This window comes from Pseudomonas phytophila (assembly GCF_025643095.1).
Classification (GTDB): Bacteria; Pseudomonadota; Gammaproteobacteria; order Pseudomonadales; family Pseudomonadaceae; genus Aquipseudomonas; species Aquipseudomonas quasicaspiana.
In genome coordinates this window covers 1,929,062-1,951,843 of record NZ_CP081201.1, presented here as the reverse complement: position 1 = coordinate 1,951,843, position 22,782 = coordinate 1,929,062, and the positions used below count along the sequence as shown (strand labels likewise).

The 22,782-nt window shown below is 58.0% G+C and carries 19 protein-coding genes, 2 tRNA genes and 1 pseudogene; 15 read left to right on the top strand and 7 right to left on the bottom strand.

Annotated elements, in window-relative coordinates:
- Window positions 1-120 precede the first annotated feature (120 nt).
- Together K3169_RS08775 and K3169_RS08770 are read right to left on the bottom strand one after the other, a co-directional pair.
- Window positions 121-197 (bottom strand) — tRNA-Asp (locus tag K3169_RS08775).
- A 20-nt stretch (window positions 198-217) separates the two neighbouring features.
- Window positions 218-293: transfer RNA gene (locus tag K3169_RS08770), tRNA-Val, on the bottom strand.
- A gap of 161 nt (window positions 294-454) precedes the next feature.
- Between K3169_RS08770 and rdgC the strand changes: the two genes are divergently transcribed.
- The 10 genes from rdgC to K3169_RS08720 all read left to right on the top strand — a co-directional run bounded on the left by rdgC (window position 455) and on the right by K3169_RS08720 (window position 11,398).
- Window positions 455-1,375: a recombination-associated protein RdgC gene (gene rdgC / locus K3169_RS08765; protein ID WP_263271045.1), complete on the top strand. Its 921-nt coding sequence runs from the start codon at window positions 455-457 to the stop codon at window positions 1,373-1,375.
- A gap of 146 nt (window positions 1,376-1,521) precedes the next feature.
- Window positions 1,522-2,484: a bile acid:sodium symporter family protein gene (locus tag K3169_RS08760; protein WP_122397385.1), complete on the top strand. Its 963-nt coding sequence runs from the start codon at window positions 1,522-1,524 to the stop codon at window positions 2,482-2,484.
- Window positions 2,485-2,913: 429 nt separating this feature from the next.
- Window positions 2,914-3,651, top strand: coding sequence for a FadR/GntR family transcriptional regulator (locus tag K3169_RS08755; RefSeq protein WP_027898074.1), 738 nt, complete (start codon window positions 2,914-2,916; stop codon window positions 3,649-3,651).
- On the top strand, window positions 3,648-4,655 hold the full coding sequence (locus K3169_RS08750) for an ABC transporter ATP-binding protein (protein ID WP_231675058.1): 1,008 nt from the start codon (window positions 3,648-3,650) through the stop codon (window positions 4,653-4,655). Before K3169_RS08755 ends, K3169_RS08750 begins: the two co-directional genes overlap by 4 nt.
- Window positions 4,652-5,785, top strand: a complete 1,134-nt coding sequence (locus K3169_RS08745) for an ABC transporter ATP-binding protein (protein WP_027898076.1) — start codon at window positions 4,652-4,654, stop codon at window positions 5,783-5,785. Before K3169_RS08750 ends, K3169_RS08745 begins: the two co-directional genes overlap by 4 nt.
- Window positions 5,782-7,284, top strand: coding sequence for an ABC transporter substrate-binding protein (locus tag K3169_RS08740; RefSeq protein ID WP_122708430.1), 1,503 nt, complete (start codon window positions 5,782-5,784; stop codon window positions 7,282-7,284). Before K3169_RS08745 ends, K3169_RS08740 begins: the two co-directional genes overlap by 4 nt.
- Before the next feature lie 28 nt (window positions 7,285-7,312).
- Window positions 7,313-8,257 (top strand): ABC transporter permease, encoded by a 945-nt coding sequence (locus K3169_RS08735; protein ID WP_027898078.1) that lies wholly within the window; start codon window positions 7,313-7,315, stop codon window positions 8,255-8,257.
- On the top strand, window positions 8,257-9,129 hold the full coding sequence (locus tag K3169_RS08730; protein ID WP_027898079.1) for an ABC transporter permease: 873 nt from the start codon (window positions 8,257-8,259) through the stop codon (window positions 9,127-9,129). Before K3169_RS08735 ends, K3169_RS08730 begins: the two co-directional genes overlap by 1 nt.
- Window positions 9,130-9,161: 32 nt before the next feature.
- Window positions 9,162-10,757 carry a gamma-glutamyltransferase family protein gene (locus K3169_RS08725; RefSeq protein ID WP_231675056.1) on the top strand — a complete coding sequence of 532 codons (1,596 nt, stop codon included), beginning with the start codon at window positions 9,162-9,164 and terminating at the stop codon, window positions 10,755-10,757.
- A 191-nt stretch (window positions 10,758-10,948) separates the two neighbouring features.
- Complete coding sequence (locus tag K3169_RS08720) at window positions 10,949-11,398, top strand: DUF411 domain-containing protein (RefSeq protein WP_263272248.1); 450 nt, start codon at window positions 10,949-10,951, stop codon at window positions 11,396-11,398.
- Window positions 11,399-11,573: 175 nt separating this feature from the next.
- Here K3169_RS08720 and K3169_RS08715 read toward each other — a convergent pair whose 3' ends face one another.
- The gene (locus K3169_RS08715; RefSeq protein WP_231675565.1) at window positions 11,574-12,851 is read right to left on the bottom strand and encodes an aromatic amino acid transport family protein; all 1,278 of its coding nucleotides are present in this window, start codon (window positions 12,849-12,851) and stop codon (window positions 11,574-11,576) included.
- 234 nt (window positions 12,852-13,085) lie between these two features.
- On the opposite strand from K3169_RS08715, the gene K3169_RS08710 reads away from it, so the two are divergent.
- Together K3169_RS08710 and K3169_RS08705 are read left to right on the top strand one after the other, a co-directional pair.
- Window positions 13,086-13,622 (top strand): MarR family winged helix-turn-helix transcriptional regulator, encoded by a 537-nt coding sequence (locus K3169_RS08710; protein ID WP_231675566.1) that lies wholly within the window; start codon window positions 13,086-13,088, stop codon window positions 13,620-13,622.
- 70 nt (window positions 13,623-13,692) lie between these two features.
- Window positions 13,693-14,874, top strand: coding sequence for an FAD-dependent monooxygenase (locus K3169_RS08705; protein WP_099269111.1), 1,182 nt, complete (start codon window positions 13,693-13,695; stop codon window positions 14,872-14,874).
- A 98-nt stretch (window positions 14,875-14,972) separates the two neighbouring features.
- Here K3169_RS08705 and K3169_RS29735 read toward each other — a convergent pair whose 3' ends face one another.
- Window positions 14,973-15,698 (bottom strand): methyl-accepting chemotaxis protein, encoded by a 726-nt coding sequence (locus K3169_RS29735; protein ID WP_411567045.1) that lies wholly within the window; start codon window positions 15,696-15,698, stop codon window positions 14,973-14,975.
- A 180-nt stretch (window positions 15,699-15,878) separates the two neighbouring features.
- A pseudogene (locus tag K3169_RS29730) lies at window positions 15,879-16,853 on the bottom strand (cache domain-containing protein); the annotation flags it as partial.
- Window positions 16,854-17,266: 413 nt separating this feature from the next.
- Between K3169_RS29730 and K3169_RS08695 the strand changes: the two are divergent.
- A complete protein-coding gene (locus K3169_RS08695; RefSeq protein ID WP_099269109.1) occupies window positions 17,267-18,160 on the top strand; it encodes a DMT family transporter in 894 nt (297 codons plus the stop codon).
- A 236-nt stretch (window positions 18,161-18,396) separates the two neighbouring features.
- Here K3169_RS08695 and K3169_RS08690 read toward each other — a convergent pair whose 3' ends face one another.
- Both K3169_RS08690 and cysK read right to left on the bottom strand, forming a co-directional pair.
- On the bottom strand, window positions 18,397-19,335 hold the full coding sequence (locus K3169_RS08690; RefSeq protein ID WP_122707676.1) for an aspartyl/asparaginyl beta-hydroxylase domain-containing protein: 939 nt from the start codon (window positions 19,333-19,335) through the stop codon (window positions 18,397-18,399).
- Between the two features lie 138 nt (window positions 19,336-19,473).
- On the bottom strand, window positions 19,474-20,448 hold the full coding sequence (gene cysK / locus K3169_RS08685; protein WP_263271037.1) for a cysteine synthase A: 975 nt from the start codon (window positions 20,446-20,448) through the stop codon (window positions 19,474-19,476).
- A gap of 135 nt (window positions 20,449-20,583) precedes the next feature.
- On the opposite strand from cysK, the gene K3169_RS08680 reads away from it, so the two are divergent.
- Window positions 20,584-21,651, top strand: coding sequence for a DUF748 domain-containing protein (locus tag K3169_RS08680; protein WP_099269135.1), 1,068 nt, complete (start codon window positions 20,584-20,586; stop codon window positions 21,649-21,651).
- 278 nt (window positions 21,652-21,929) lie between these two features.
- Window positions 21,930-22,775, top strand: coding sequence for an AAA family ATPase (locus tag K3169_RS08675; RefSeq protein WP_027901874.1), 846 nt, complete (start codon window positions 21,930-21,932; stop codon window positions 22,773-22,775).
- Window positions 22,776-22,782 lie beyond the last annotated feature (7 nt).

Genomic DNA, 22,782 nt, shown 5'->3' with positions numbered 1-22,782 from the left:
TGCAGATTCCCGGGCTGACGCCTGACCAAATCGCAGAAGCAAAAAACCCATACAACAAAAAGCCCGCACTAGGCGGGCTTTCTGTTGCTTCAAGGAGTTCAAGGGCCTTGAAGCGGAATATGGCGCAGCGGACGGGACTCGAACCCGCGACCCCCGGCGTGACAGGCCGGTATTCTAACCGACTGAACTACCGCTGCGCGTAACACTTAGAGCGAGTTGGTGGGTGATGACGGGATCGAACCGCCGACCCGCTGCTTGTAAGGCAGCTGCTCTCCCAGCTGAGCTAATCACCCTTCACTCTCGGTGTGGCGCGCATTCTACGGAGCGACCTAACCTCTGGCAAGCACTTTTTTAAATAATTTTTATAATCCTTCCAAAGGCTTAGCACAGGGTTGGCCGCGAGGTAATAGCAGCGAATAATGCCCCACTTTTTACCGAAGGAGAGATTCACCTCATGTGGTTCAAAAACCTGCTTGTCTACCGCCTGACCCAGGATCTGCCTTTTGACGCCGAAGCACTGGAAACCGCTTTGGCCACCAAACCGGCCCGTGCCTGTGCCAGCCAAGAGTTGACCACTTACGGTTTCGTCGCCCCTTTCGGCAAAGGCGAAGACGCACCTCTGGTGCACGTCAGCGGCGACTTCCTGCTGATTTCTGCCCGTAAAGAAGAACGCATCCTGCCGGGTAGCGTTGTGCGTGATGCATTAAAGGAGAAGGTCGACGAGATCGAAGCCGAGCAAATGCGCAAGGTCTATAAGAAGGAACGCGAGCAGATCAAGGATGAAATCATCCAGGCGTTCCTGCCGCGTGCCTTTATTCGTCGTTCGTCGACCTTCGCCGCTATTGCGCCGAAACAGGGCCTGATTCTGGTCAACTCGGCCAGCCCGAAACGCGCTGAGGATTTGCTGTCGACCCTGCGTGAAGTAATCGGCACCCTGCCGGTACGTCCGCTGACGGTGAAAACCGCACCTACCGCTGTGATGACCGACTGGGTCACCACGCAGAAGGCTGCCGACAACTTCTTCGTGCTGGATGAATGCGAACTGCGCGACACCCACGAAGATGGCGGGATTGTGCGTTGCAAACGTCAGGACCTGACCAGCGATGAAATCCAGCTGCACCTGAACACCGGCAAAGTCGTGACCCAGCTGTCCCTGGCATGGCAGGACAAACTGTCCTTCGTGCTTGACGACAAGATGACCGTCAAGCGTCTGAAGTTCGAAGACCTGTTGCAGGATCAAGCGGAACAGGACGGCGGCGACGAGGCCTTGGGTCAACTGGACGCCAGCTTCACCCTGATGATGCTGACCTTCGGTGAATTCCTGCCAGAGCTGTTTGAAGCACTGGGCGGTGAAGAGATTCCGCAGGGGATTTAAACACCACTGGTCACCTGTAGGAGCTGCCGAAGGCTGCGAAGCAATTTACCTGTTAAACCGCTTCGCAGCCTTCGGCAGCTCCTACAGCTTTACGTATCCAGCCAGATGACGCCCCCTCCCCCAACCTAATAAGAAAGGAACCCGCCATGCGTGCATTGGCAACCTTGAGTCGTTTTGTCGGTAATACCTTTGCGTACTGGGTGCTTCTGTTCGCCATATTGGCCTTCGTGTTCCCCCAAGCGTTCATCGGGCTCAAGCCCCTCATCGTCCCGTTGCTGGGTCTGGTGATGTTCGGCATGGGTCTCACCCTGAAGCTTGAAGACTTTTCCGAAGTGGCCCGCAATCCATGGCGTGTAGCCCTGGGTGTGGTTGCGCACTTCGTGATCATGCCCGGCGTGGCATGGTTGTTGTGTCAGGTGTTTAGCTTGCCGCCAGAAATCGCCGTCGGCGTGATTCTGGTGGGTTGCTGCCCGAGCGGTACCTCGTCCAACGTTATGGCATGGCTGGCCAAGGGTGACCTGGCGCTGGCCGTGGCCATTGCAGCGGTCACCACCCTGCTCGCTCCGCTGCTGACGCCCACCCTGATCTGGTTCCTCGCCTCGGCCTGGTTGCCGGTGTCCTTCATGGATATGTTCTGGTCGATCCTGCAACTGGTCATGCTGCCCATCGTGCTTGGCGTTCTGGCTCAACGCCTGCTGGGTGCCCGGGTCGCCTACGCGATTGACGTGCTGCCGCTGATTTCCGTAGTGAGCATCGTGATGATCGTCTGCGCCGTGGTTGCCGCCAGCCAGGCGAAGATCGCTGAGTCCGGCTTGCTGATCATGGCTGTGGTGATCCTGCACAACACTTTCGGCTTCCTGCTGGGTTACTTCACCGGCAAGGTGTTCAAACTGCCGCTGCCTCAGCGTAAATCCCTGGCACTTGAAGTCGGCATGCAGAACTCAGGTCTCGGTGCCGCACTGGCCAGTGCGCACTTCTCGCCGCTGGCGGCTGTGCCGAGCGCGCTGTTCAGCGTGTGGCACAACATCTCCGGGGCATTGTTGTCGACGTACTTCCGCAAGATGAAGGATGAAGATGAGCCGGTGAAGACTGGGTCGGCTATTAATTGATCAGGCAAAAATTCACATGTCTGTGGATTGAAATGTAACCCCTGTGGGAGCTGGGCTTGCCCGCGATGCATGAGACGCGACTTGAAGACATACCGCGTTATCGTTTATCGCGGGCAAGCCCAGCTCCCACAGGGTCATCAGGCACCACCCCGGCGCACCACGCCCGCATTGATGCACAAAATCTGAACCTCCCCTGAAATTGGTTCACCCACCCGCGAACCAATTACCGTTCATCCCCCTGAACCACCCCGCCGAACCTTTGCACATTGGCCCGACAACGCTGATCGCTAGCAATCTCCAGGCATATAGAGCCTGAAAAACTATCGAACCAATTTCCATTGGCATCGCTCTTGCACCAGCCCTCTTGCCTCGAATCACTGCCTACAGGCAGCTCAGGGCATCTTTTTCTGGTCTGGCGCGAGTACCACGATGCAAAGGTTCGACCCTGACACGCCCATCGATAACTCTTCGAAACTGGCGCTGGATGCCTTACGGCAGATCGTTGCTCAGCATGCGGCGTTCCCCCAACGGGCGCTGCCTACCGAGCGCGATCTGGCTACCGATTTCGGTGTCAGCAGGCGCGCGATTCGTCGCGCGCTGGCAGTGCTGGAAGCCGAAGGCCAGATCTGGCGGCGGCAAGGCAAAGGGACCTTTGTCGGCCCGACGCCACCCAGCGCGGCCATGAGTTTTGCCCGGCTTTCCGGGCGGACCAATTTCAGCGAGGTTATGGAAGCGCGTCTGCATCTGGAGCCCGCGCTGGCCTCACTCGCCGCAGTGCGGGCCAATGGCGAGCAGATGGCGATCCTGCGCCGCCTTGCCGAGCGCACCACTCGCCAGCAGGAAGCCGAGCATCCCGATGCCGAAGGCATTGAGCTCTGGGACAGCTCCCTGCACCGCGCCATTGCTGAAGCGGCGGGCAATCGGTTGATGCTGGATATTTTCGAAATGCTCGATGCGATTCGTCTGGACCCGGCCTGGCGCGATCTGCGTCAACGGGCGCGTAACGCCGACCGCCTCGACACTTACAGCCACGATCACGACGACATCGTCAGTGCCATCGAAACCCGCGACCCGATCAAGGCCGCTACCGCCATGCGCGGCCATTTGCGGGCGTTGCAACAGGCGCTGGATAACGTCATCAATCAAGACCTGGAGGCCAGCTTATGAGCGCCACCGCCTCAACCACCGATAACACAGTCCTCAGCGTCAGCGACCTGACCGTTCGCTTCGCCGGTGCGCCCGCCAATGTGGTCGACGGCGTGTCGTTCTCCGTCAAGCGCGGCAAGACCCTGGCCATCGTCGGCGAATCCGGCTGTGGCAAGAGCGTGACCTCCATGGGACTGATGGGCCTGTTACCCGCCACCGCAAAAGTTGCCGCGAGCGATTCGTTGCTGATTGATGAAGCCTTGCTGGGCATGTCCGAAGAGCGCTTGCTGGACGTGCGCGGCAATCGCATGGCGATGATTTTTCAGGAGCCGATGACGTCACTGAACCCGGTCTTCACTATCGGCGAGCAGATCGCCGAAAGCGTGATTCGCCATCAAGGCTTTTCGGACAAGGAAGCCCGGCAGCGGGCGCTGGAAATGCTCGAAAAAGTCCGCGTACCGGACGCCCGCCAGCGACTGGATGCCTACCCTCACGAACTCTCTGGCGGCATGCGTCAGCGGGCAATGATCGCCATGGCGCTGGCCAACGATCCAGCGCTGATCATTGCTGACGAGCCGACCACCGCACTGGACGTGACTATTCAGGCGCAGATCCTCTCGCTGGTCGCCAACCTGCAGAACGAAACCGGCACCGCGATGATTCTGATCACCCACGATTTGGGCGTGGTCGCCGAAGTCGCCGACGACGTGATGGTGATGTACGCCGGTCGCGTGGTGGAAAGCGGCCCGGTGAAGACTCTGTTCGACGATCCGCAGCATCCGTACACCATTGGCCTGATGGGTTCGATGCCATCGATTGGGCCTCGTGAAGGTCGCCTGGCAACGATCAATGGTCGCGTACCGACACCGGCAGAAATGCCGAGCGGTTGCCGCTTCGCCGGGCGCTGCCCTTTTGTCATCCAGCGATGCCGGGAAGAGCGACCGCCGCTGCTTGAACTGTCTCCCGGACACTTCGCCGCGTGCATCCGCGCCCCCTTGGAACAGCATGTGGGAGTCAGTGCGTGAGCCTTTCCGAACGAGACATCGCCGAGCGTACCAACCCCGACAGCAGCACGCAGAAACCCATTCTGGAAGGCATCGGCCTGAGCAAGCACTTCGCGGTGGAAAGCGGTCTTTTCCAGCCAAAGAAGCCACCCGTGCAAGCGGTCAATCAGGTAAACCTGTCGGTTCGCAAAGGCGAAACGCTGGCGTTGGTGGGAGAGTCCGGATCGGGCAAATCAACCCTTGGCCGCTTGCTGCTCAACCTGCTGCAACCAACTGCGGGCGACGTGATTTACGAAGGCCGAAACCTGGCCAACCTGTCGGCGGAAAAGCTGCGTCAGGTACGCCGCGACTTGCAGATCATTTTCCAGGACCCGTTCGCATCGCTGAACCCGCGCATGACGGTGGAATCCATCGTCGGCGAACCGATCTGGCTGCACAGCGAAGCCAGTCGCAGCGACCGTCAGGCCAAGGTCGCCGAACTGCTGCGTACGGTTGGTCTGGCCCCGGAACACGGCGGTCGCCATCCTCACGAATTCTCCGGTGGTCAGCGCCAGCGTATCGGTATTGCTCGCGCATTGGCTTCCGAGCCGCGGCTGATCCTCGGCGACGAGCCGGTGTCGGCACTGGACGTTTCGGTGCAGGCGCAAGTGGTCAACCTGCTGGAAGACCTCAAGCATCAGTTCGGCCTGACCCTGGTGATTGTCGCCCACGGGCTGGCCGTAATCCGCCACATGAGCGACCGGGTCGCGGTGATGTATCTGGGTGAAATCGTCGAGCTGGCGCCGGTCAACGCGCTGTTCGAAAACCCTTTGCATCCCTATACCCAGGCGCTGATGGCCGCCGTACCGGTGAGCCACCCGGATTTGCGTCAGCCGCGCCCTTTGCTCGGCGGCGATATGCCCAGCCCGAGCCGCCCGCCTTCCGGTTGCCGTTTTCATACCCGTTGCCCCCATGCCCGCGCGCTGTGCAAAGAGGCCGTGCCGGTCATGGAAACCGTCGAGGCGGAGCGCCAGGTGGCCTGCCACTTCTGGCGTGAAATCGCCAACGCGGGCAGCGGCACCTTGATCCTTCCGACACCCAGCGCTGCCTACACCCAGCGCCTGAATCTGTTCAAGAACCATCAATCCCTTGCAGTGGAGAGCCAGCCATGAAAATCGCACGCGTCATGACAGGAACATTGTTATTGCTGGCCGCCAACGCCGCCTTTGCCGAATCGACCTTGCGCATCGGCATTCAGGACGATCCCGATGTGCTGGATCCGCATCGTTCACGCACCTATTCCGGCCGTCTGGTGTACACCGCGTTGTGCGACAAGCTGGTGGACGTCAACCCGGACCTGACCTACGCGCCACAGCTGGCCACCGCCTGGAACTGGAGTGAGGACGGCAAAACCCTGACCATGACCTTGCGCGAAGGCGTGACCTACCACGATGGCGAACCTTTCGATGCGGCCTCGGTGAAGTTCAACCTGGACCGCGCCCGCACCCTGCCCGACTCCCTGCGCAAAAGCGAGCTGGCGTCGGTGGACAGCGTTGAAGTGATCGACACGAAAACCGTCGCCATCAAACTCAAGCAAGCCGATGCCACGCTGGTTTCACAGCTCTCGGACCGGGCCGGGATGATGCTTGCACCAAAAGCCGCTCAGGGCGAATTCGCGTCCAAACCTGTCTGCTCAGGTCCTTACAAATTCGTCCAGCGCGTGCAGCAGGATCGCATCGTGCTGGAGCGTTTTGACAACTACTGGAACAAGCAGGCGTATCACTTCGACAAAGTGGTGTTCCTGCCGATTCCGGATACCTCGGTGCGCTTGGCCAACCTGCGCTCCGGCGATCTAGACATCATCGAGCGCGTCGCGCCGACCGACGTCAAAACCGTCAAGGGCGACAGCAAGCTGGCGATCTACAACACGCCTGGCCTGGGCTACATGCAGTTGATGTTCAACATCGGCAACGGCGAAAAAGCCAACACGCCGATGGGCAAAGACAAGCGCGTCCGCAAAGCATTCGAGTTGTCCATCGACCGCGATGCGATCAACCAGGTGGTGTTCGAAGGCCTCTACGCGCCAAGCGCCCAACCGTTCCCGAAAAACAGCCCGTACTACGATCAGGCACTGCCGATCCCGGCTCGGGACGTCGAGAAAAGCAAGGCGCTGCTGGCCGCGGCCGGTGTGAAGCTGCCGTTGGCGGTAGACCTGAAAGTGGCCAACAACCCTATCGCGCAGCAGGTCGGGCAGATCATTCAGGCCATGGCTGAAGAAGCGGGCTTCAAGGTCAATCTGATTGCCACTGAATACGCCACGATGCTTAGCGAACAGCAAAGCGGCAATTTCCAGATCGGCATGAGCGCCTGGTCGGGCCGTCCTGATCCGGATGGCGACATCCACCAGTTCGTGACCTGCAAAGGCGGCCAGAACGACGGCAAATACTGCAACGCCAAGCTCGACGAACTGCTCAACAAAGCGCGCACAGTCAACGACGTTCCACAACGTCAGGCGCTGTACAACGAAGCGCTACGTTTGCTGGCTGACGAAGTACCGACTGCGTACCTGTATTTCGACCCACGCATCATTGCCATGCGTAACAACGTGACTGGCTTCGTGCCAAACCCGGACGGCCTGATTCGTCTGGCCAACGTCGCGTTCAAACCATGACTGACGGACGCACCTGCGAGGTTCCGGCATGCTGATGTTTATCCTGCGACGCCTGCTCAGCTCGATTCCGACGCTGATTCTGGTTTCGCTGTTCGTCTTCACCCTGCAGAAGCTGCTGCCGGGTGACCCGGTGCTGGCCATGGCCGGGGAAGAACGCGATCCGGCGGTCATGGAATACCTGCGCGACAAGTACCGGCTCGATGACCCGATCCCGTTGCAGTACCTGAACTGGGTCGGCAACGTGCTGACCGGCGACTTCGGCACCTCGTTGCGCACTGAGCAACCGGTGACCACGCTGCTGGCGTCCAAGTTGCCGGTGACCATTGAGCTGGCGGTGCTGGCCTTGCTGATTGCGTTGCTGATCGGCATCCCCACCGGGATTATCTCGGCGGTGCGCAAAGGCACCGCCGTGGATTACGGGGCCAACGTCGTGGCGCTGTCGGGGATTTCCATTCCGCACTTCTGGCTAGGCATCCTGCTGATCATGATCTTCGCGGTGAAACTGCAATGGCTGCCCGCCTCTGGTTTCGTGCCCATGGGCGAGGATTTCGGGCAAAACCTGAAGACGTTGATTTTGCCAGCCTTCGTATTGGGTGCCGGGTTGTCGGGGATTCTCATGCGCCACACCCGTAGCGCCATGCTCGAAGTGTTGCGTACCGACTACGTCCGTACTGCCCGGGCCAAAGGGTTGTTCCCGCGCACGGTGATTCTCAAGCACGCGCTGCGCAACGCGCTGATGCCCATCGTGACGCTGACCACGTTGCTGTTCGGTGAACTGCTTGGCGGCGCAGTACTCACCGAGCAGGTGTTCAGTATTCCGGGCTTCGGCAAGATGATCGTCGATGCCGTGTTCAATCGTGATTACGCCGTGGTGCAAGGCGTGGTGTTGTGTGTCGCGATTGGCTTCCTGATGCTGAACTTGCTGGCCGACGTGCTTTACCGTCTGATCAACCCGCGCCTGAGGACTGCCTGATGACCGCTATTGCCAGCCTCCCGCACAGCGCGATCCTGCCCCGCAGCCGCTCGCCGTTCCTGAAGAAATTCCTCGCCAACAAAGGCGCGGTGATTGGCGCGGCGGTGTTACTGCTGTTTGTCCTGGCGGCCCTTCTGGCGCCATGGATTGCGCCCCATGACCCGCTGAAAGCCAACTTCCTCGCCGTGCGTAAAGCGCCCTCGCTGATGTACTGGCTGGGCACCGACGAACTGGGCCGGGATCTGTTTTCGCGGTTGCTGTTTGGCGCTCGCAGTTCGCTGCTGGCCGGTGGTGTTTCGGTGGCCATCGCCATGTTTATCGGCGTGCCCCTGGGCCTGCTGGCCGGGTACTTCGGCGGCAAGCTGGACATGATCATTTCCCAGGTCATGGAGGCGCTGCTGTCCTGCCCGTTTCTGGTACTGGCCATCGCACTGGGCGCGTTTCTCGGCCCAAGCCTGACCAACGCGATGATCGCCATCGGCCTCTCCGCCATGCCGATCTTCGCCCGGCTGACCCGCGGTCAGGTGCTGTCGATCAAGCACGAGGATTATCTGGAAGGTGCACGCGCTATTGGCCTGCCGGATCGCTGGATCATCCTGCGTTACGTGCTGCCCAACGTGATGTCGCCGCTGGTGGTGCAAGCCACGCTGACCATTGCTTCGGCGATTCTGGCCGAAGCCAGCCTGTCGTTCCTCGGCCTGGGTCAGCAACCACCCTCGCCGTCCTGGGGCTCGATGCTCAATACTGCAAAGAATTTCATGGAGCAGGCTCCGTGGATGTCGATTGCGCCCGGCGTGGCGATCTACATCACGGTCCTGTGTTTCAACCTGCTGGGTGACGGCCTGCGCGATGCGCTGGACCCCAAAGGCTAAACCTTTCGTTATTCTGCCAAAGAGAAACGCATATGTTCGATGATCTGGATTACAGCCAACCTTACGCTTCGGCACGTTCGCCGGTGATGGGCAACAACATGGTCGCCTGCTCCCAGCCACTGGCCGCTCAGGCCGGGCTGGACATGCTGCGCAAGGGCGGCAACGCGGTCGACGCCGCTATCGCTGCGGCCATGGTGCTCACCGTGGTCGAGCCCACTGGTTGCGGGATTGGCAGCGATGCCTTCGCTATTGTCTGGGACGGCAACAAGCTGCAAGGTCTGAACGCTTCCGGTCGCGCACCGCAGGCCTGGACGCCCGAGTATTTCGCTGGCCAGAGCCAGATGCCGCAACGTGGCTGGCCTGCGGTCAGCGTGCCGGGTGCGGTGTCGGCCTGGGTTGAGTTGTCGGAGCGTTACGGCAAGTTGCCGTTCGCCACATTGGCTGAACCAGCGATTGGCTATGCCCGCGATGGCTATCAGGTCACGCCGATCATCGCCGAGCTGTGGAAGCGCGGCTCGCAGTTGCTCAAGGATCAACCGGGCTTTGCCGAGTGTTTCATGCCGGATGGCAAGGCGCCGCTGGCTGGCGAGAAAATCAAACTCAAGGACCACGCCCGCACCCTGGAACTGATCGCCCAAACCAAGGGCGAAGCGTTCTATCGTGGTGAACTGGCAGAGGCAATCATTGCCCATGCCAACGCCAATGGCAGCGTCATGAGCCTCGACGATCTGGCAACGCACACCGTGGACTGGATCGAAACACTGTCAGTGCCGTATGCCGGTGCCGTCGTTCATGAACTGCCACCGAATGGCCAGGGCATTGCAACGCTTGCCGGTTTAACCATGCTTGAAGCGCTGGGTGTCGGCGAGCATCCGGTGGACAGCCTTGAAACCGTTCACCCAGTGCTTGAAGCCATGAAACTGGCCTTGGCTGACCTGGACGAACACGTCGCCGACAGCGATCACATGCGTGTACCTTCCGAGGATTTGCTGGGCAAGGCCTACCTGATGGAGCGCGCCGGACTGGTGACTGATCAGGCTGCGAATCCGGGGCACGGCTCGCCAAAACCGGGTGGCACGGTGTACCTGTCAGCAGCCGATGAAAGCGGCATGATGATCTCGTTCATCCAGTCCAACTACATGGGCTTCGGTTCCGGTGTTGTAGTGCCAGGTACCGGCATCAGCATGCAGAACCGTGGCGCAGGCTTCTCGCTTGATCCGCAGCACGTTAATTACGTGGCACCGCGCAAGCGCCCGTTCCACACCATCATCCCCGGCTTTGTGATGAACGCCGACGGTACGCCGTTGATGTCCTTCGGCTTGATGGGCGGTCCAATGCAGGCGCAGGGTCATTTGCAGATGATGATGCGCATTCTGCGTTACAAACAGAACCCGCAGGCCGCTGCCGACGCACCGCGCTGGAGGATCGAGTCCGGTCTGAAGGTTGCCGTGGAGCGTGCGTTTGACCCTGAAGTGGTCAAAGCCCTGCGCGCCAAAGGTCATGACATTGATGTCGAAGAGCCAAGTGGCGTGTTTGCCTTTGGCGGCGCCCAGATCATCCAGCGTACGGCGCATGGGTATGTGGGCGGGACTGATCCGAGGAAGGATGGGTTGGTGGCGGCTTATTGAGCCTAAGCTAACGCAATCCAGCTGAAAACTTTGTAGCCCTTATCGCGGGCAAGCCTCGCTCCCACAGGAGAATGTTATTTTCATGTGGGAGCGAGGCTTGCCCGCGATAAGGGTGCTGCGGACCAAGGTATTTTCCAGCCCTCACAACCCGTGTAGCCTCTGCACTTTGAACATCCTTGAGCACATCTCTCATGACGCTTTCGAAGATCAAACAAGCCAGCCTGATCGCCCTCCTCGGTTTCAGCGCGCTGCTGCATGCCGCGCCGCAAACCATCGACGTCTACCGCGACCCGAATTGCGGTTGCTGCACCAAGTGGATGGCGTACCTCAAGGAAAACGGTTTTACCGTGAATGATCATCCTGAAGACAATATGAGCGCGGTGAAGAAAAAACTCGGCGTGCCCGAGAAACTAGGCTCATGTCATACCGGCGTGATCAATGGCAAGTTTGTCGAAGGTCATGTGCCGGTTTCAGAGATCCGTGAACTCGTGGCCCAGAAAGACCTGATCGGCGTCGCTGCACCCGGCATGCCGATGGGTTCGCCGGGTATGGAGTCGGGTAATCGAAGAAGCGCCCATCAGATTATTGGTCTGACGGCTTCGGGTGAAGAGCGGGTCGTGGCGGACTACCCGGCGCAGTGAGTAGTCCCCTGACTGACACTTCATTGAGGCAAACAGACATCCTGTGGGAGCTGAGCTTGCTCGCGATAAGGCTGGACGCGGTTCACTTTAGATCGCGTCCAGCCTTATCGCGAGCAAGCTCAGCTCCCACAGGGGATCGCGTTTCAATTGAGACTGTGTATTACCTGTTCAAAGATTACTGCATCAACGAATACACCAGCGCCAGCATCGACACCACACCCACAATCACCACAAACACGTTGGACGCCTTGCCTGCGTATTGACGCATGGCCGGGACTTTGTGGATGGCGTACATCGGCATCAGAAACAGCAACGCGGTAATGATCGGCCCGCCAAGGGTTTCGATCATGCCGAGGATGCTTGGGTTAAGTGTCGCTACAACCCAGCACACCACCAGCATCATGGCTGCGGTGAGGCGATCAAGCGCTTTGGGCGCGGGACGCAGGCCGGTTCTCACCACGATGCCTTTCAAACCTTCACTGGCACCGATGTAGTGGCCCAGGAATGATTTGGCAATCGCCACGAAAGCAATCAGCGGTGCCACGAAGGCAATCGTCGGGTTGCTGAAATGGTTAGCCAGATACGACAGGATCGAAATGTTCTGGGTCTTGGCTTCAGCCAGTTGTGCTGGCGACAGGGTCAGCACGCAGCTGAACACGAAGAACATCACCATGACCACCATCAAACCGTGAGCCCGCGCCAGAATCTCCGAACTGCGACCTTCAGCCTGATCGCCGTACATGCGCTTCTGGTCAACGGCAAACGCCGAGATGATCGGCGAATGGTTGAAGGAGAACACCATCACCGGAATTGCCAGCCAGAAGGTATGCAGGAATGCCGAAGGCTCCGGCACCGTGGTGGCCGTGCTAAGAATGCCGCCGTTCCAGTGCGGAATCAGGAACACCGCCAGGAAAAGCAACGCCACGATGAACGGGTAGACCATCAGGCTCATGGCCTTGACGATGAACCGTTCTCCACAGCGCACAACTGCCAGCAACCCGAGGATCAGCACAAACGCCAGCAAGGCGCGGGGCGGCGGCTGGATGTGAAGCTGGTGCTCAAGAAAGCTGCCAACGGTATTGGTCAGCGCCACACTGTAGATCAGCAGAATCGGGAAGATCGCAAAGAAGTACAACGCGGTGATCAGCGTCCCGGCGCTTTTGCCGAAGTGCTGCTCAACGACTTCCGTGATGTCTGCGCCTTCACGGCCGGACAGCACAAAGCGGGTCAAACCGCGATGCGCGTAGTAGGTCATCGGAAACGCCAGCAACGCCAGGGCCAGCAACGGCCAGAAGCCGCCAATACCTGCGTTGATGGGCAAGAACAACGTACCTGCGCCGATGGCGGTGCCGAACAACCCGAGCATCCAGGTGGTGTCATGACGACTCCATGCCGCAATCGGTGTAGCGGCTGCATCAAAACGCTGTTCGACGCTATTGGCCTGATCATTCATCCGGTCGAATCTCCGTGCCGGTTAATACAACATGGCAGGGACGCGTCAGATAAACCGGGCAGTTTCGCGTCCCCTCAGAAAAGAGGGGCGCGATTGTCAGGGATTACGCCAGAAAATCAAAGGTTTGTCGGACGAGAAGAGCGTGATCGGGATCAGTCTTACGTGATATTCAGAACGGATGAATGCAGGTTTGTAGATTTTCTCGGAGTTTTTCACTATTTCTGGTTTCGCTGCATGAACGCAGATTGGGCAAGGGACTTGCTGTTTAAAACTAGACGCTGGCCGCAGGTAGTGGAACCTTTCAAAATCCGACAAAATGCTCCGATGAAGAATGATAAAGACATCCACCCGGAAGCCGCCGTCGCTCCCGGCTATCTCGCCAATCACGCGGAACGCGTGTTCAACCGCGCGACCGATGCCGCGTTACGGTCTCACGGTATTTCGCTAACCCTGCTCGGCCCGTTATTGTGGCTTGCCTGGCGCGGCCCCATGCTTCAGCGCGACCTTGTAAAAGCCTCTGCCGTCAAACAGCCCGCAATGGTTGCGACTCTGGACAAGCTGGAAGCTGCTGGCCTCATCCAGCGTTCCGTTGTTGCCACAAACAAGCGTGCTGCCAACGTGAGCATCACAGCGCGAGGTCAGGAGGTGGCGGCATTGGGAAAACAGGTTTTGCTCGACACCAATGCACGTGGCCTGGAAGGCTTCAGTCCAGAAGAGGCTACGGTTTTCGTTACGTTGCTCCAGCGCTTCATCGGCAATCTGGAAGAGTAACATTTTGTATCACGCGTGATGTTTATTTATATCACGCGTGATACAAAGTGCGGATTACAGGAGAATCCGCATGTCCAGAAGAATCCTCATCAGTGGGGCAAGTGTTGCAGGCAACACCACAGCGTGGTGGCTTTCCCGCCATGGCTTTGATGTGACCGTTATAGAAAAGGCCCCTCAATTTCGCGATGGCGGGCAAAACGTGGACGTGCGTGGCGCTGGTCGCCAAGTCTTGCGAAAGATGGGGCTGGAGCAAGCGGCTCTCGACCTCACTACCGGTGAGGCGGGCACGGACTGGGTCGACGAACATGACAACACCATCGCGCGATTTGCAGTCGAGGACATAGGCGACGGGCCAACAGCCGAGCTGGAAATAATGCGCGGCGATATCGCCAGCATGATCTATGAACCCGCAAGTCAGCGTTCAAACTATCGCTTCAACGAAACAATCAAGGCGCTAGAGCAGGATGCCCATGGTGTCACCGTGCATTTCGAGAACAGCCCAAGCGATCGCTACGATCTCGTCATCGTTGCAGAAGGGGTTGGCTCACCCACCCGCGAACTGGTTTTCCCGGGAGAGAACAAGCCGAAGTGGATGGATATTACTATCGCCTACTTCGCCATCCCCAGGACGTCCGAGGATGGAGTGTTTGCCCGTCAATACAATACCGTTGGCGGTATCGGGGCAACGCTGAAGCCAGGTCGACAGGACACTGTCCATGTTTACATGGGGATGCAGAAGAAACCCGAGGGTGAAAACCAGTGGGATACCGAGCGTCAGAAGCAGTTCCTGCAAGAGAAATTCTCGGATGCAGGATGGCACTTCCCGCGCATTCTCGACGGTATGTCCAGGACAGACGATTTCTATTTTGATGTCCTTCGGCAGGTGAGGATGAACCGGTGGTATGACGATCGGGTTGTCCTGACTGGCGACGCTGCCTGGTGCGCTACTCCCCTGTCGGGTATCGGCACCACCCTCGCGATTGTCGGTGGATACGTATTGGCGGGCGAGCTGTCGAGGACTGAGGATCTGCCGTCCGCGCTTGCAGCGTACGAGCGAGTGATGCGGCCATTCGTGAAAGAAGGCCAAGGCGTTCCGAAGATTGTTCCACGTATGCTCTGGCCTCACACTCGCGGGGGACTGACGTTACTCAGGGGCGCAATGCGTATTGCCGGTCAACCCATGATACGCAAAGCATTTTCCAATCTGTTCCTTCGTGATTCGGAGAAGGTAAAACTTCCGGATTACGAATAAACCTGAGTCTTTGAATATCGCGCACTCTCCTTTGCGCTGAAAAAAGGCCAGGAACTGCAACGCTCGCTGGCCTTTGCTGACATTCACCGATGGATCGGTCAGATCTTGAAGCTTGCCACCAACTGTTTCAGACGACCTGCCTGTTGCGAAAGCGCGGCGCAGTCGGACAGGGTTTCGTTGAGGTTGGCGACGCCCTGCTGGTTCAGCATGTTGATCTGGCTGATATCGACGTTGAGTGTTTCCACCACGGCGGTCTGCTCTTCAGTGGCAGCCGCCACTGACTGATTCATACCGTCGATTTCGCTGATGCGCTGGGTGACGCTGGTCAGTCGAATGCCCGCCTGATTGGCGACGTCAACGCTGTCGCGGCTGCTGGCCTGACTCTGGTTCATGTTCTCCACGGCGTCATGAGAGCCCTGCTGCAACTCGCCGATCATCTTGTGCACCTGATCGGCAGACTCTTGAGTGCGGTGCGCCAGGTTACGTACTTCATCGGCTACTACCGCAAAGCCACGACCGGCTTCACCTGCGCGCGCGGCCTCGATTGCGGCATTGAGCGCCAGCAAATTGGTCTGCTGCGAGATGCTTTTGATCACGTCGAGAATCTGCCCGATGTTTTCAGTGCTGGTGTTCAGGGTTTCGACTTGCGTGCAGGAATCGCTGATCTTGGATGAAAGACCGGTCATTGCCTGAATGGTTTTTTCCACCACTGCGCGGCTGTCTTCTGCCTGTTCGCGGGCCTGACTGGCCTGAGCGGAAGCATCGGAAGCGTTGCGGGCGATCTCCTGAGTAGCAGCGCCAAGTTCATTGATCGCGGCGGCCACGCTATTGGTCCGGGCGCTCTGCTCGTCAAAACCAAGAATCGAGGAATTGGACGACTGCTCTACCCGTTGCGACAGGTCATGAACCAGCAGCGTCGCTGAAGAAACTTCCGAGATTGACGCGTGCACGCGCTCGACGAACTGGTTGAATGAGCCACCCAACTCGGCAAATTCATCCTTGCCCTGAATGCTCAGGCGGCGGGTCAGATCACCCTCACCCTGCGCGATGTCCTGCATCGCACGGCCCATCGCTGTCAGCGGACGCATCAGCGCACTGATCAGAAGGCTCAACAGCAAGGCGATCACGATGACGGCCACCACCATTGCAATAAGCGCTGAGGTCCGGAATTCGCCCAGTGGCGCGTAGGCTTTATCTTTATCGATCGACAGTCCGATGTACCAGTCCGCCCCCAGCAACCCGCTGATCGGGGCAAACGACAGCAAGCGTTGCTGGCCGTTGAGGGTGACTTCACGCAACTTCTTGTCCAGGGTCAGGGTTTGCCCTGGGTAGATGTCCTTGAGATTTTTCATCACCTGGTCTTTGTCCGGGCTGACGATGACTTGTCCGTCGCCGCTGACCAGGAAGGCATGCCCCAGACCGCCGAACTCTACCGAGTTAACGATTTTGACCAGGGTCTCCAAGCTCAGGTCGCCGCCTGCAACACCCGCAAGCTTGCCATTGATCTTGATCGGACTGGCGATGGTCACCACCAATCCACCTACCGAGGCCAGGTAAGGCGCGCTGATGATGGTCTTGTCGGCGGTTACCGTCGAGGTGTACCAGGGACGCTTGCGAGGGTCGTACCCGGCAGGCATTTCGGCGTCAGGTCGTTGAGTGAACACGCCCTCGGTATCACCGATGTAAGTGAACTGGAACGTCGACGTCAGCGACGGTTGGCCTACCAGGCCGCCCAGATCACTCTTGGTCCCTTGTCGGGCAACGTTTTGCCCCAGGTTTTCCAGAATAAGAATGCGTCCGCTCAACCAGCTCTGAATGCCAGTCGCTGTCAGCTCACCGGCTTGAGCCACCGAGTTTTCAAGGTTTTTGGTAATCGTATTGCGCTGCAGATAATCGTTGTACAGCGTGAATAACGCGAACGCCAATACCACGATGATCGAGGCAGCCAGCAGAATTTTATGACGAAACTTCAAAGCCATCACGACACTTCCTCTCCGATCACAAACCGATTAAAACGGTGGAATGCGATAGTTTTAATAGATTTGTATTTTTCATGGCGATTGCTGAGGCCCTTGAAATACGGGCCCTCCAAGACATGAAGCCAATACATTGGCGTTGGATTAAAGTCACCTGGCAGCGTTGACTGCGTTGCGGCAACCTAATACGTTGTGTCGGCAGAGGAGAGAATAAATTAATGACCGGATATCGATAATTTGAAGTATTAAATGTTTAACAATTTCACACAGTTGTATGACGAGTTATCAGGTTTTATTACCAGTTACGTGCGGTAGCGCGACATCGAAATCAGACAATTGCCAATAACGTTACAAATCATTGCAACAGCATCCATCTCCCGGTAAAACTCCCGCCCTTCTAACAAGAAGGACCTTTCATGAAACCTGCCGATATCGTCAACCTGCTGGTGCTCGCCGCCATCTGGGGCGCGAGCTTTCTGTTCATGCGCATTGTTGCGCCCGTATTGGGCAGCGTGCCGACTGCCTTTTTTCGTGTGTCCATTGCCGCAGCAGGCCTGCTGATCATTTTCCTGTTGATGCGCGTGCACCTGGATTTTCGTGGCAAGCTCAAGACCTGCATGCTGCTGGGGGTAATCAACTCAGGGCTGCCAGCGACGCTTTACTCGATTGCAGCGCAAACGCTGCCTGCCGGTTACTCGTCGATTTTCAATGCCACGACACCCCTGATGGGCGTATTAGTCGGCGGGTTGTTCTTCAGTGAGAAGCTCTCGGCAGTGAAGATCTGCGGCGTCTTTCTGGGGTTGGTCGGTGTCGGCATCCTGACGCGTGCAGGACCGGTGGCTTTCAACCTTGAGCTGTTGATGGGTGCCCTCGCCTGCCTGCTGGCGACCACGTGTTATGCGTTCGCCGGCTTCCTGACCCGCCGCTGGCTGGACCGTCAGGGCGGACTGGACAGTCGTCTTTCAGCACTGGGCAGCATGCTTGGCGCAACCTTGTTGCTGCTGCCTTTTTTTGGCTATCGCGTGTTCACCGACCCGCCTGCCAGTTGGGGTGGCGTCAGTGTCTGGGTATCGCTGCTGGGTCTGGGCCTCGTTTGCACCGCTCTGGCCTACATCCTGTATTTCCGCCTGATGAGCAGCATCGGCCCGCTCAGTTCAATGACGGTCACGTTCATGATTCCGCCGTTCGGCGTACTGTGGGGTGCGTTATTTCTGGATGAGCCGCTGTCGATGGTGCACGTCTACGGCGGCGCGCTGATTGCGGTGTCGCTGTGGCTGGTGTTGCGGCCTGCGGCGGTGAAGACAACCTGAAGGAAGTTTGCGTATTGCGTGGGAGCGAATTTATTCGCGAAGGAGCCAGGCCTGAAGAACATCGGTGCCTGATACCCCCGCTTTCGCGAATAAATTCGCTCCCACAGGTTTGTGTTCTAAATGAGCATTTTTCGCCTGTTTTTAACGCAGTATTGTGCGCGTAGCACCGAAGGTGCCCAGCCTGCAGTAGTTTTCACACAGTCTGCACAGGTTTTATATGAAACCTGTGTTCAACCTCACCCAAACAACCAATATCCCAACAACGTAAGCACCACCACCGCCAGCACCGGGCGCAACACCCGGTAGGCTTTCGGGTTCTTGCGTTTGAACTGCTTGACCTTGCCGCTGAAGGTATCACTGAAGCGCTTGCTCCAGGCATAGGCCTGGTTGATCCCGCCTACGCGTTCATCGTCGGTGTTCTGCGGCGCTGTTGCACGGCCGAGAAATGCGCTGACCCAGCGATTGAGGCGGGTCATGATGCGTGAACGCAACGGCCGTTCAATGTCGCAGAACAGGATCACGCGGGTCACGTCAGTCTCGTTCTTGACCCAATGCACATAGGTTTCGTCGAACATGACGTCTTCGCCATCACGCCAGGCATAGACCTGACCATCCACGTAGATGCGGCAATCATCAGAGTTAGGCGTCGATAGCCCCAGGTGATAGCGCAGCGAACCGGCAAACGGGTCGCGGTGCGGGTTCAGGTGGCTGTCACCGGGCAGCAGAGCGAACATCGCGCCTTTGACGTTAGGGATGGAGTTGACCAGTGCGACAGTCTTCGGACAAAGAGCCTCAGCGGACGGCAAGGCTTTGTCATACCACTTCAGGTAAAAACGCTTCCAGCCCTTCTTGAAGAACGAACCGAAACCGGCATCGTTATTCTTCTCGGCAGCCCGGATATAACCCTCGTCGAACAGATGCATGGCCTCTTCGCGAATGGTCTGCCAGTTATCCTTGAGCACATCCAGTTCGGGGAACGCGCTGCGGTCCAGATACGGCTTGGACGGCACGCGGGAAAACAGGTACATCAGGGCGTTATAAGGAGCGAACAACGCCGAATGATTGACGAACTGACGCAACAACGGCAATCGCGCCTTGCCACGCAAATGCACATACAGCGTGCTGCACACGAAAAGCATCAGGATCGATACCTTGGCAGCCAATGAAAACGTCATCTAACTCTCCTTGCTTACCGCTGTACGTCTTGCCTTGATAATCATGCGTGAAGGCGAACCATCCTGTAGATGGTTCGCCAGCCGGGCATCATAAACCCTCGCCGACCTGACAAGAAGCAGCGCGGTGCAAACGAGGTCTTACTGCTGCAGCTCCTGATCAGTAAACAGGTCACTGAAGAGCATGCTCGACAGATAACGCTCGCCCGAGTCTGGCAGGACCACGACGATGGTTTTGCCCTGCATTTCCGGGGTTTCCGCCATGCGTACCGCTGCAGCCATGGCGGCACCACAGGAAATACCGCAAAGAATGCCCTCTTCCTGCATCAAGCGCAGGGCCATGGCTTTGGCTTCTTCGTCACTGACCAGTTCCACCCGGTCGACGAGGGACAGGTCAAGGTTCTTGGGAATGAAGCCAGCGCCAATACCCTGGATTTTATGCGGGCTTGGCTTGATTTCCTGACCCGCCAGCGCCTGAGTAATGATCGGCGAAACCATAGGTTCCACGGCAACAGACAGAATCGGTTTGCCTGCGGTGTTTTTGATGTAGCGAGAAACCCCGGTGATCGTCCCCCCGGTGCCGACACCCGCGACCAGCACATCGACCGCGCCATCCGTGTCGTTCCAGATCTCCGGACCAGTGGTTTTTTCATGGATTGCCGGGTTGGACGGGTTTTCGAACTGGGCTGGCATGAAGAATTTTTCAGGATCGCCGGCCAGCAGTTCTTCGGCCTTCTCGATAGCGCCTTTCATGCCTTTGGCGGGCTCGGTCAAAACCAGTTCGGCACCCAATGCCTTGAGAACTTTACGGCGTTCGATGCTCATGGACGCGGGCATGGTCAGCATCAGCTTGTAGCCGCGTGCTGCGGCGACAAATGCAAGGCCGATGCCGGTGTTGCCGGAGGTAGGTTCGACGATAGTCATGCCGGGCTTGAGTTTGCCCTTGCTTTCAGCGTCCCAGATCATATTGGCACCGATCCGGCATTTCACCGAGTAGCCCGGATTGCGGCCCTCGATCTTGGCCAGAATCGTGACTCCACGGGGGGCGATACGGTTGATCTGCACCAGTGGGGTGTTGCCGATCGAGTGGGCGTTGTCAGCGTAGATACGGCTCATGGCGGTGTCCTTGTGCACGTTCATCAGATGTCAGAGAGTTGGAAGCCTATGCCTCATGACCTGCATGCGTCCAGTCGCAGCGAACGGATGCGAACGCACGGAGTCAACAACTCATCGCAACTTGAGACCTTTGCCATGAAACGTCGCTATAGCTGGCCACTCTGGACTCTGGCCGGGATTATCGTGCTGTTGATCGCAGTGCATATCACCCTGCCCTTGCTGGTCCGCAACTACCTCAATGACAAGCTCGCCAACATGGGCGACTACCGCGGCCAGGTCACGGATGTGGATCTGGCGCTGTGGCGCGGCGCTTACAGAATCAACGGGTTGAATATCGTCAAGGTGGACGGCAAGGTGCCAGTGCCATTCGTCAAAGTACCCGTCATCGATCTGGCGGTGAGCTGGAATCATCTGTGGTACGACCACGCGGTGGTTGCCGAGATGATATTCGCCCAGCCAGAGATCAACTTTGTCGACGGCGGCAACGACAAGCAAGCGTCACAGACGGGTAAGGGCACCGACTGGCAGGAGCAAATAAACAAGCTGCTACCGATTACCCTCAACGAAGTCCGCATCAATGACGGCAAGATCACCTTCAATAATTTCAGCACAACGCCGAAAGTGAAGATCGAGGCCGACTCGCTCAACGCCAGCCTCTATAACCTGACGAACGTCGAGGACGTTAAGGGCAATCGTGATGCCCGCTTCGAAGGCAAGGCGCTCCTCGAAGGGCACGCAAAAATGGAAGGGTCCGCGACCTTCGATCCGTTCAGCAACTTCGAGGATTTTGACTTGCGACTGCGTGCCACCGGCATACAGCTCAAGCGCCTGAACGACTTTGCGTCCGCCTACGGCAACTTCGACTTCAATGCCGGGCAAGGCGATCTGGTGATCGAAGCTCAAGCGAATAAAGGCCAGTTGAGTGGTTACATCAAACCGCTGCTACGCGATGTTGAAGTCTTCAACTGGAAGCAGGATGTCGAAAACCAGAATAAAGGCTTCTTTCGGTCCATCTGGGAAGCCGTGGTGGGCGGCAGCGAAACCGTGCTCAAGAACCAGAGCGAAAACCAGTTTGCTACCCGGGTTGAACTGAGCGGGAGCGTGCACAACCAGGATGTCAGCGCGTTTCAGGCATTCCTGCAGATCCTGAGGAATGCGTTCGTGCAGGCGTTCAATGCGCGGTATGACAACAGCAAAGGGTAATTTTGCGCGGGGCGAACGCAATTCCTGTGGAAGCGAATTTATGCTCTTGGCCACAGCGAACCGGTGGGACCGAATTTATTCGGGAAGGCGGCATTTCAGATGATACATAGGCTGCGGATGTACAGGCCCCTTCGCGAATGAATTCGCTCCCACAGAGTGTACGCAGTCCCGTAGGACGCGCACCAACCTCGCCATTCAATCAATGAATACCCGCCCCACATTCACAGCCGCCAGACCTGCGCGCTATAGTCCGCGCATTGTTTATCGAGGATTTACCGATGAAGTTTGAAGGCACCCGCGCATACGTCGCCACCGACGACCTCAAGCTGGCGGTCAACGCGGCCATTACTCTGGAGCGCCCGCTGTTGGTCAAGGGCGAGCCCGGCACTGGTAAAACCATGCTCGCCGAGCAACTGGCTGAATCCTTCGGCGCGAAGCTGATTACCTGGCACATCAAATCCACCACCAAGGCCCATCAAGGCCTGTATGAGTACGATGCGGTCAGCCGCCTGCGGGATTCGCAGCTGGGCGTGGACAAAGTCCACGACGTGCGTAACTACCTCAAGAAAGGCAAGCTCTGGGAAGCCTTCGAAGCCGAAGAACGGGTCATTCTGCTGATCGACGAAATCGACAAGGCCGACATCGAATTCCCCAACGACCTGCTGCAAGAACTCGACAAGATGGAGTTCTACGTCTACGAGACCGACGAAACTATCAAGGCCAAAGTCCGGCCGATCATTATCATTACCTCCAACAACGAAAAAGAGCTGCCGGACGCTTTCCTGCGTCGCTGCTTCTTTCACTACATCGCTTTCCCGGACCGCGCGACGCTGCAAAAGATCGTCGACGTGCATTACCCGGACATCAAGAAAGACCTGGTCAGCGAAGCGCTGGACGTGTTCTTCGACGTGCGCAAAGTGCCGGGCCTGAAGAAAAAGCCTTCGACCTCGGAGCTGGTGGACTGGCTGAAACTGCTGATGGCCGACAACATCGGTGAGGCCGTGCTTCGCGAACGCGATCCGACCAAGGCAATTCCGCCACTGGCCGGCGCGCTGGTCAAAAATGAGCAGGACGTGCAGCTACTTGAGCGCTTGGCATTCATGAGCCGTCGCGGCAACCGCTGACTCCGGA

Coding starts and splice junctions, on each gene's coding strand:
- rdgC (WP_263271045.1), top strand. CDS start 455: ATGTGGTTCAAAAACCTGCTTGTCTACCGCCTGACCCAGGATCTGCCT.
- K3169_RS08760 (WP_122397385.1), top strand. CDS start 1,522: ATGCGTGCATTGGCAACCTTGAGTCGTTTTGTCGGTAATACCTTTGCG.
- K3169_RS08755 (WP_027898074.1), top strand. CDS start 2,914: ATGCAAAGGTTCGACCCTGACACGCCCATCGATAACTCTTCGAAACTG.
- K3169_RS08750 (WP_231675058.1), top strand. CDS start 3,648: ATGAGCGCCACCGCCTCAACCACCGATAACACAGTCCTCAGCGTCAGC.
- K3169_RS08740 (WP_122708430.1), top strand. CDS start 5,782: ATGAAAATCGCACGCGTCATGACAGGAACATTGTTATTGCTGGCCGCC.
- K3169_RS08735 (WP_027898078.1), top strand. CDS start 7,313: ATGCTGATGTTTATCCTGCGACGCCTGCTCAGCTCGATTCCGACGCTG.
- K3169_RS08730 (WP_027898079.1), top strand. CDS start 8,257: ATGACCGCTATTGCCAGCCTCCCGCACAGCGCGATCCTGCCCCGCAGC.
- K3169_RS08725 (WP_231675056.1), top strand. CDS start 9,162: ATGTTCGATGATCTGGATTACAGCCAACCTTACGCTTCGGCACGTTCG.
- K3169_RS08720 (WP_263272248.1), top strand. CDS start 10,949: ATGACGCTTTCGAAGATCAAACAAGCCAGCCTGATCGCCCTCCTCGGT.
- K3169_RS08715 (WP_231675565.1), bottom strand. CDS start 12,851: ATGAATGATCAGGCCAATAGCGTCGAACAGCGTTTTGATGCAGCCGCT.
- K3169_RS08710 (WP_231675566.1), top strand. CDS start 13,086: ATGAACGCAGATTGGGCAAGGGACTTGCTGTTTAAAACTAGACGCTGG.
- K3169_RS08705 (WP_099269111.1), top strand. CDS start 13,693: ATGTCCAGAAGAATCCTCATCAGTGGGGCAAGTGTTGCAGGCAACACC.
- K3169_RS08695 (WP_099269109.1), top strand. CDS start 17,267: ATGAAACCTGCCGATATCGTCAACCTGCTGGTGCTCGCCGCCATCTGG.
- K3169_RS08690 (WP_122707676.1), bottom strand. CDS start 19,335: ATGACGTTTTCATTGGCTGCCAAGGTATCGATCCTGATGCTTTTCGTG.
- cysK (WP_263271037.1), bottom strand. CDS start 20,448: ATGAGCCGTATCTACGCTGACAACGCCCACTCGATCGGCAACACCCCA.
- K3169_RS08680 (WP_099269135.1), top strand. CDS start 20,584: ATGAAACGTCGCTATAGCTGGCCACTCTGGACTCTGGCCGGGATTATC.
- K3169_RS08675 (WP_027901874.1), top strand. CDS start 21,930: ATGAAGTTTGAAGGCACCCGCGCATACGTCGCCACCGACGACCTCAAG.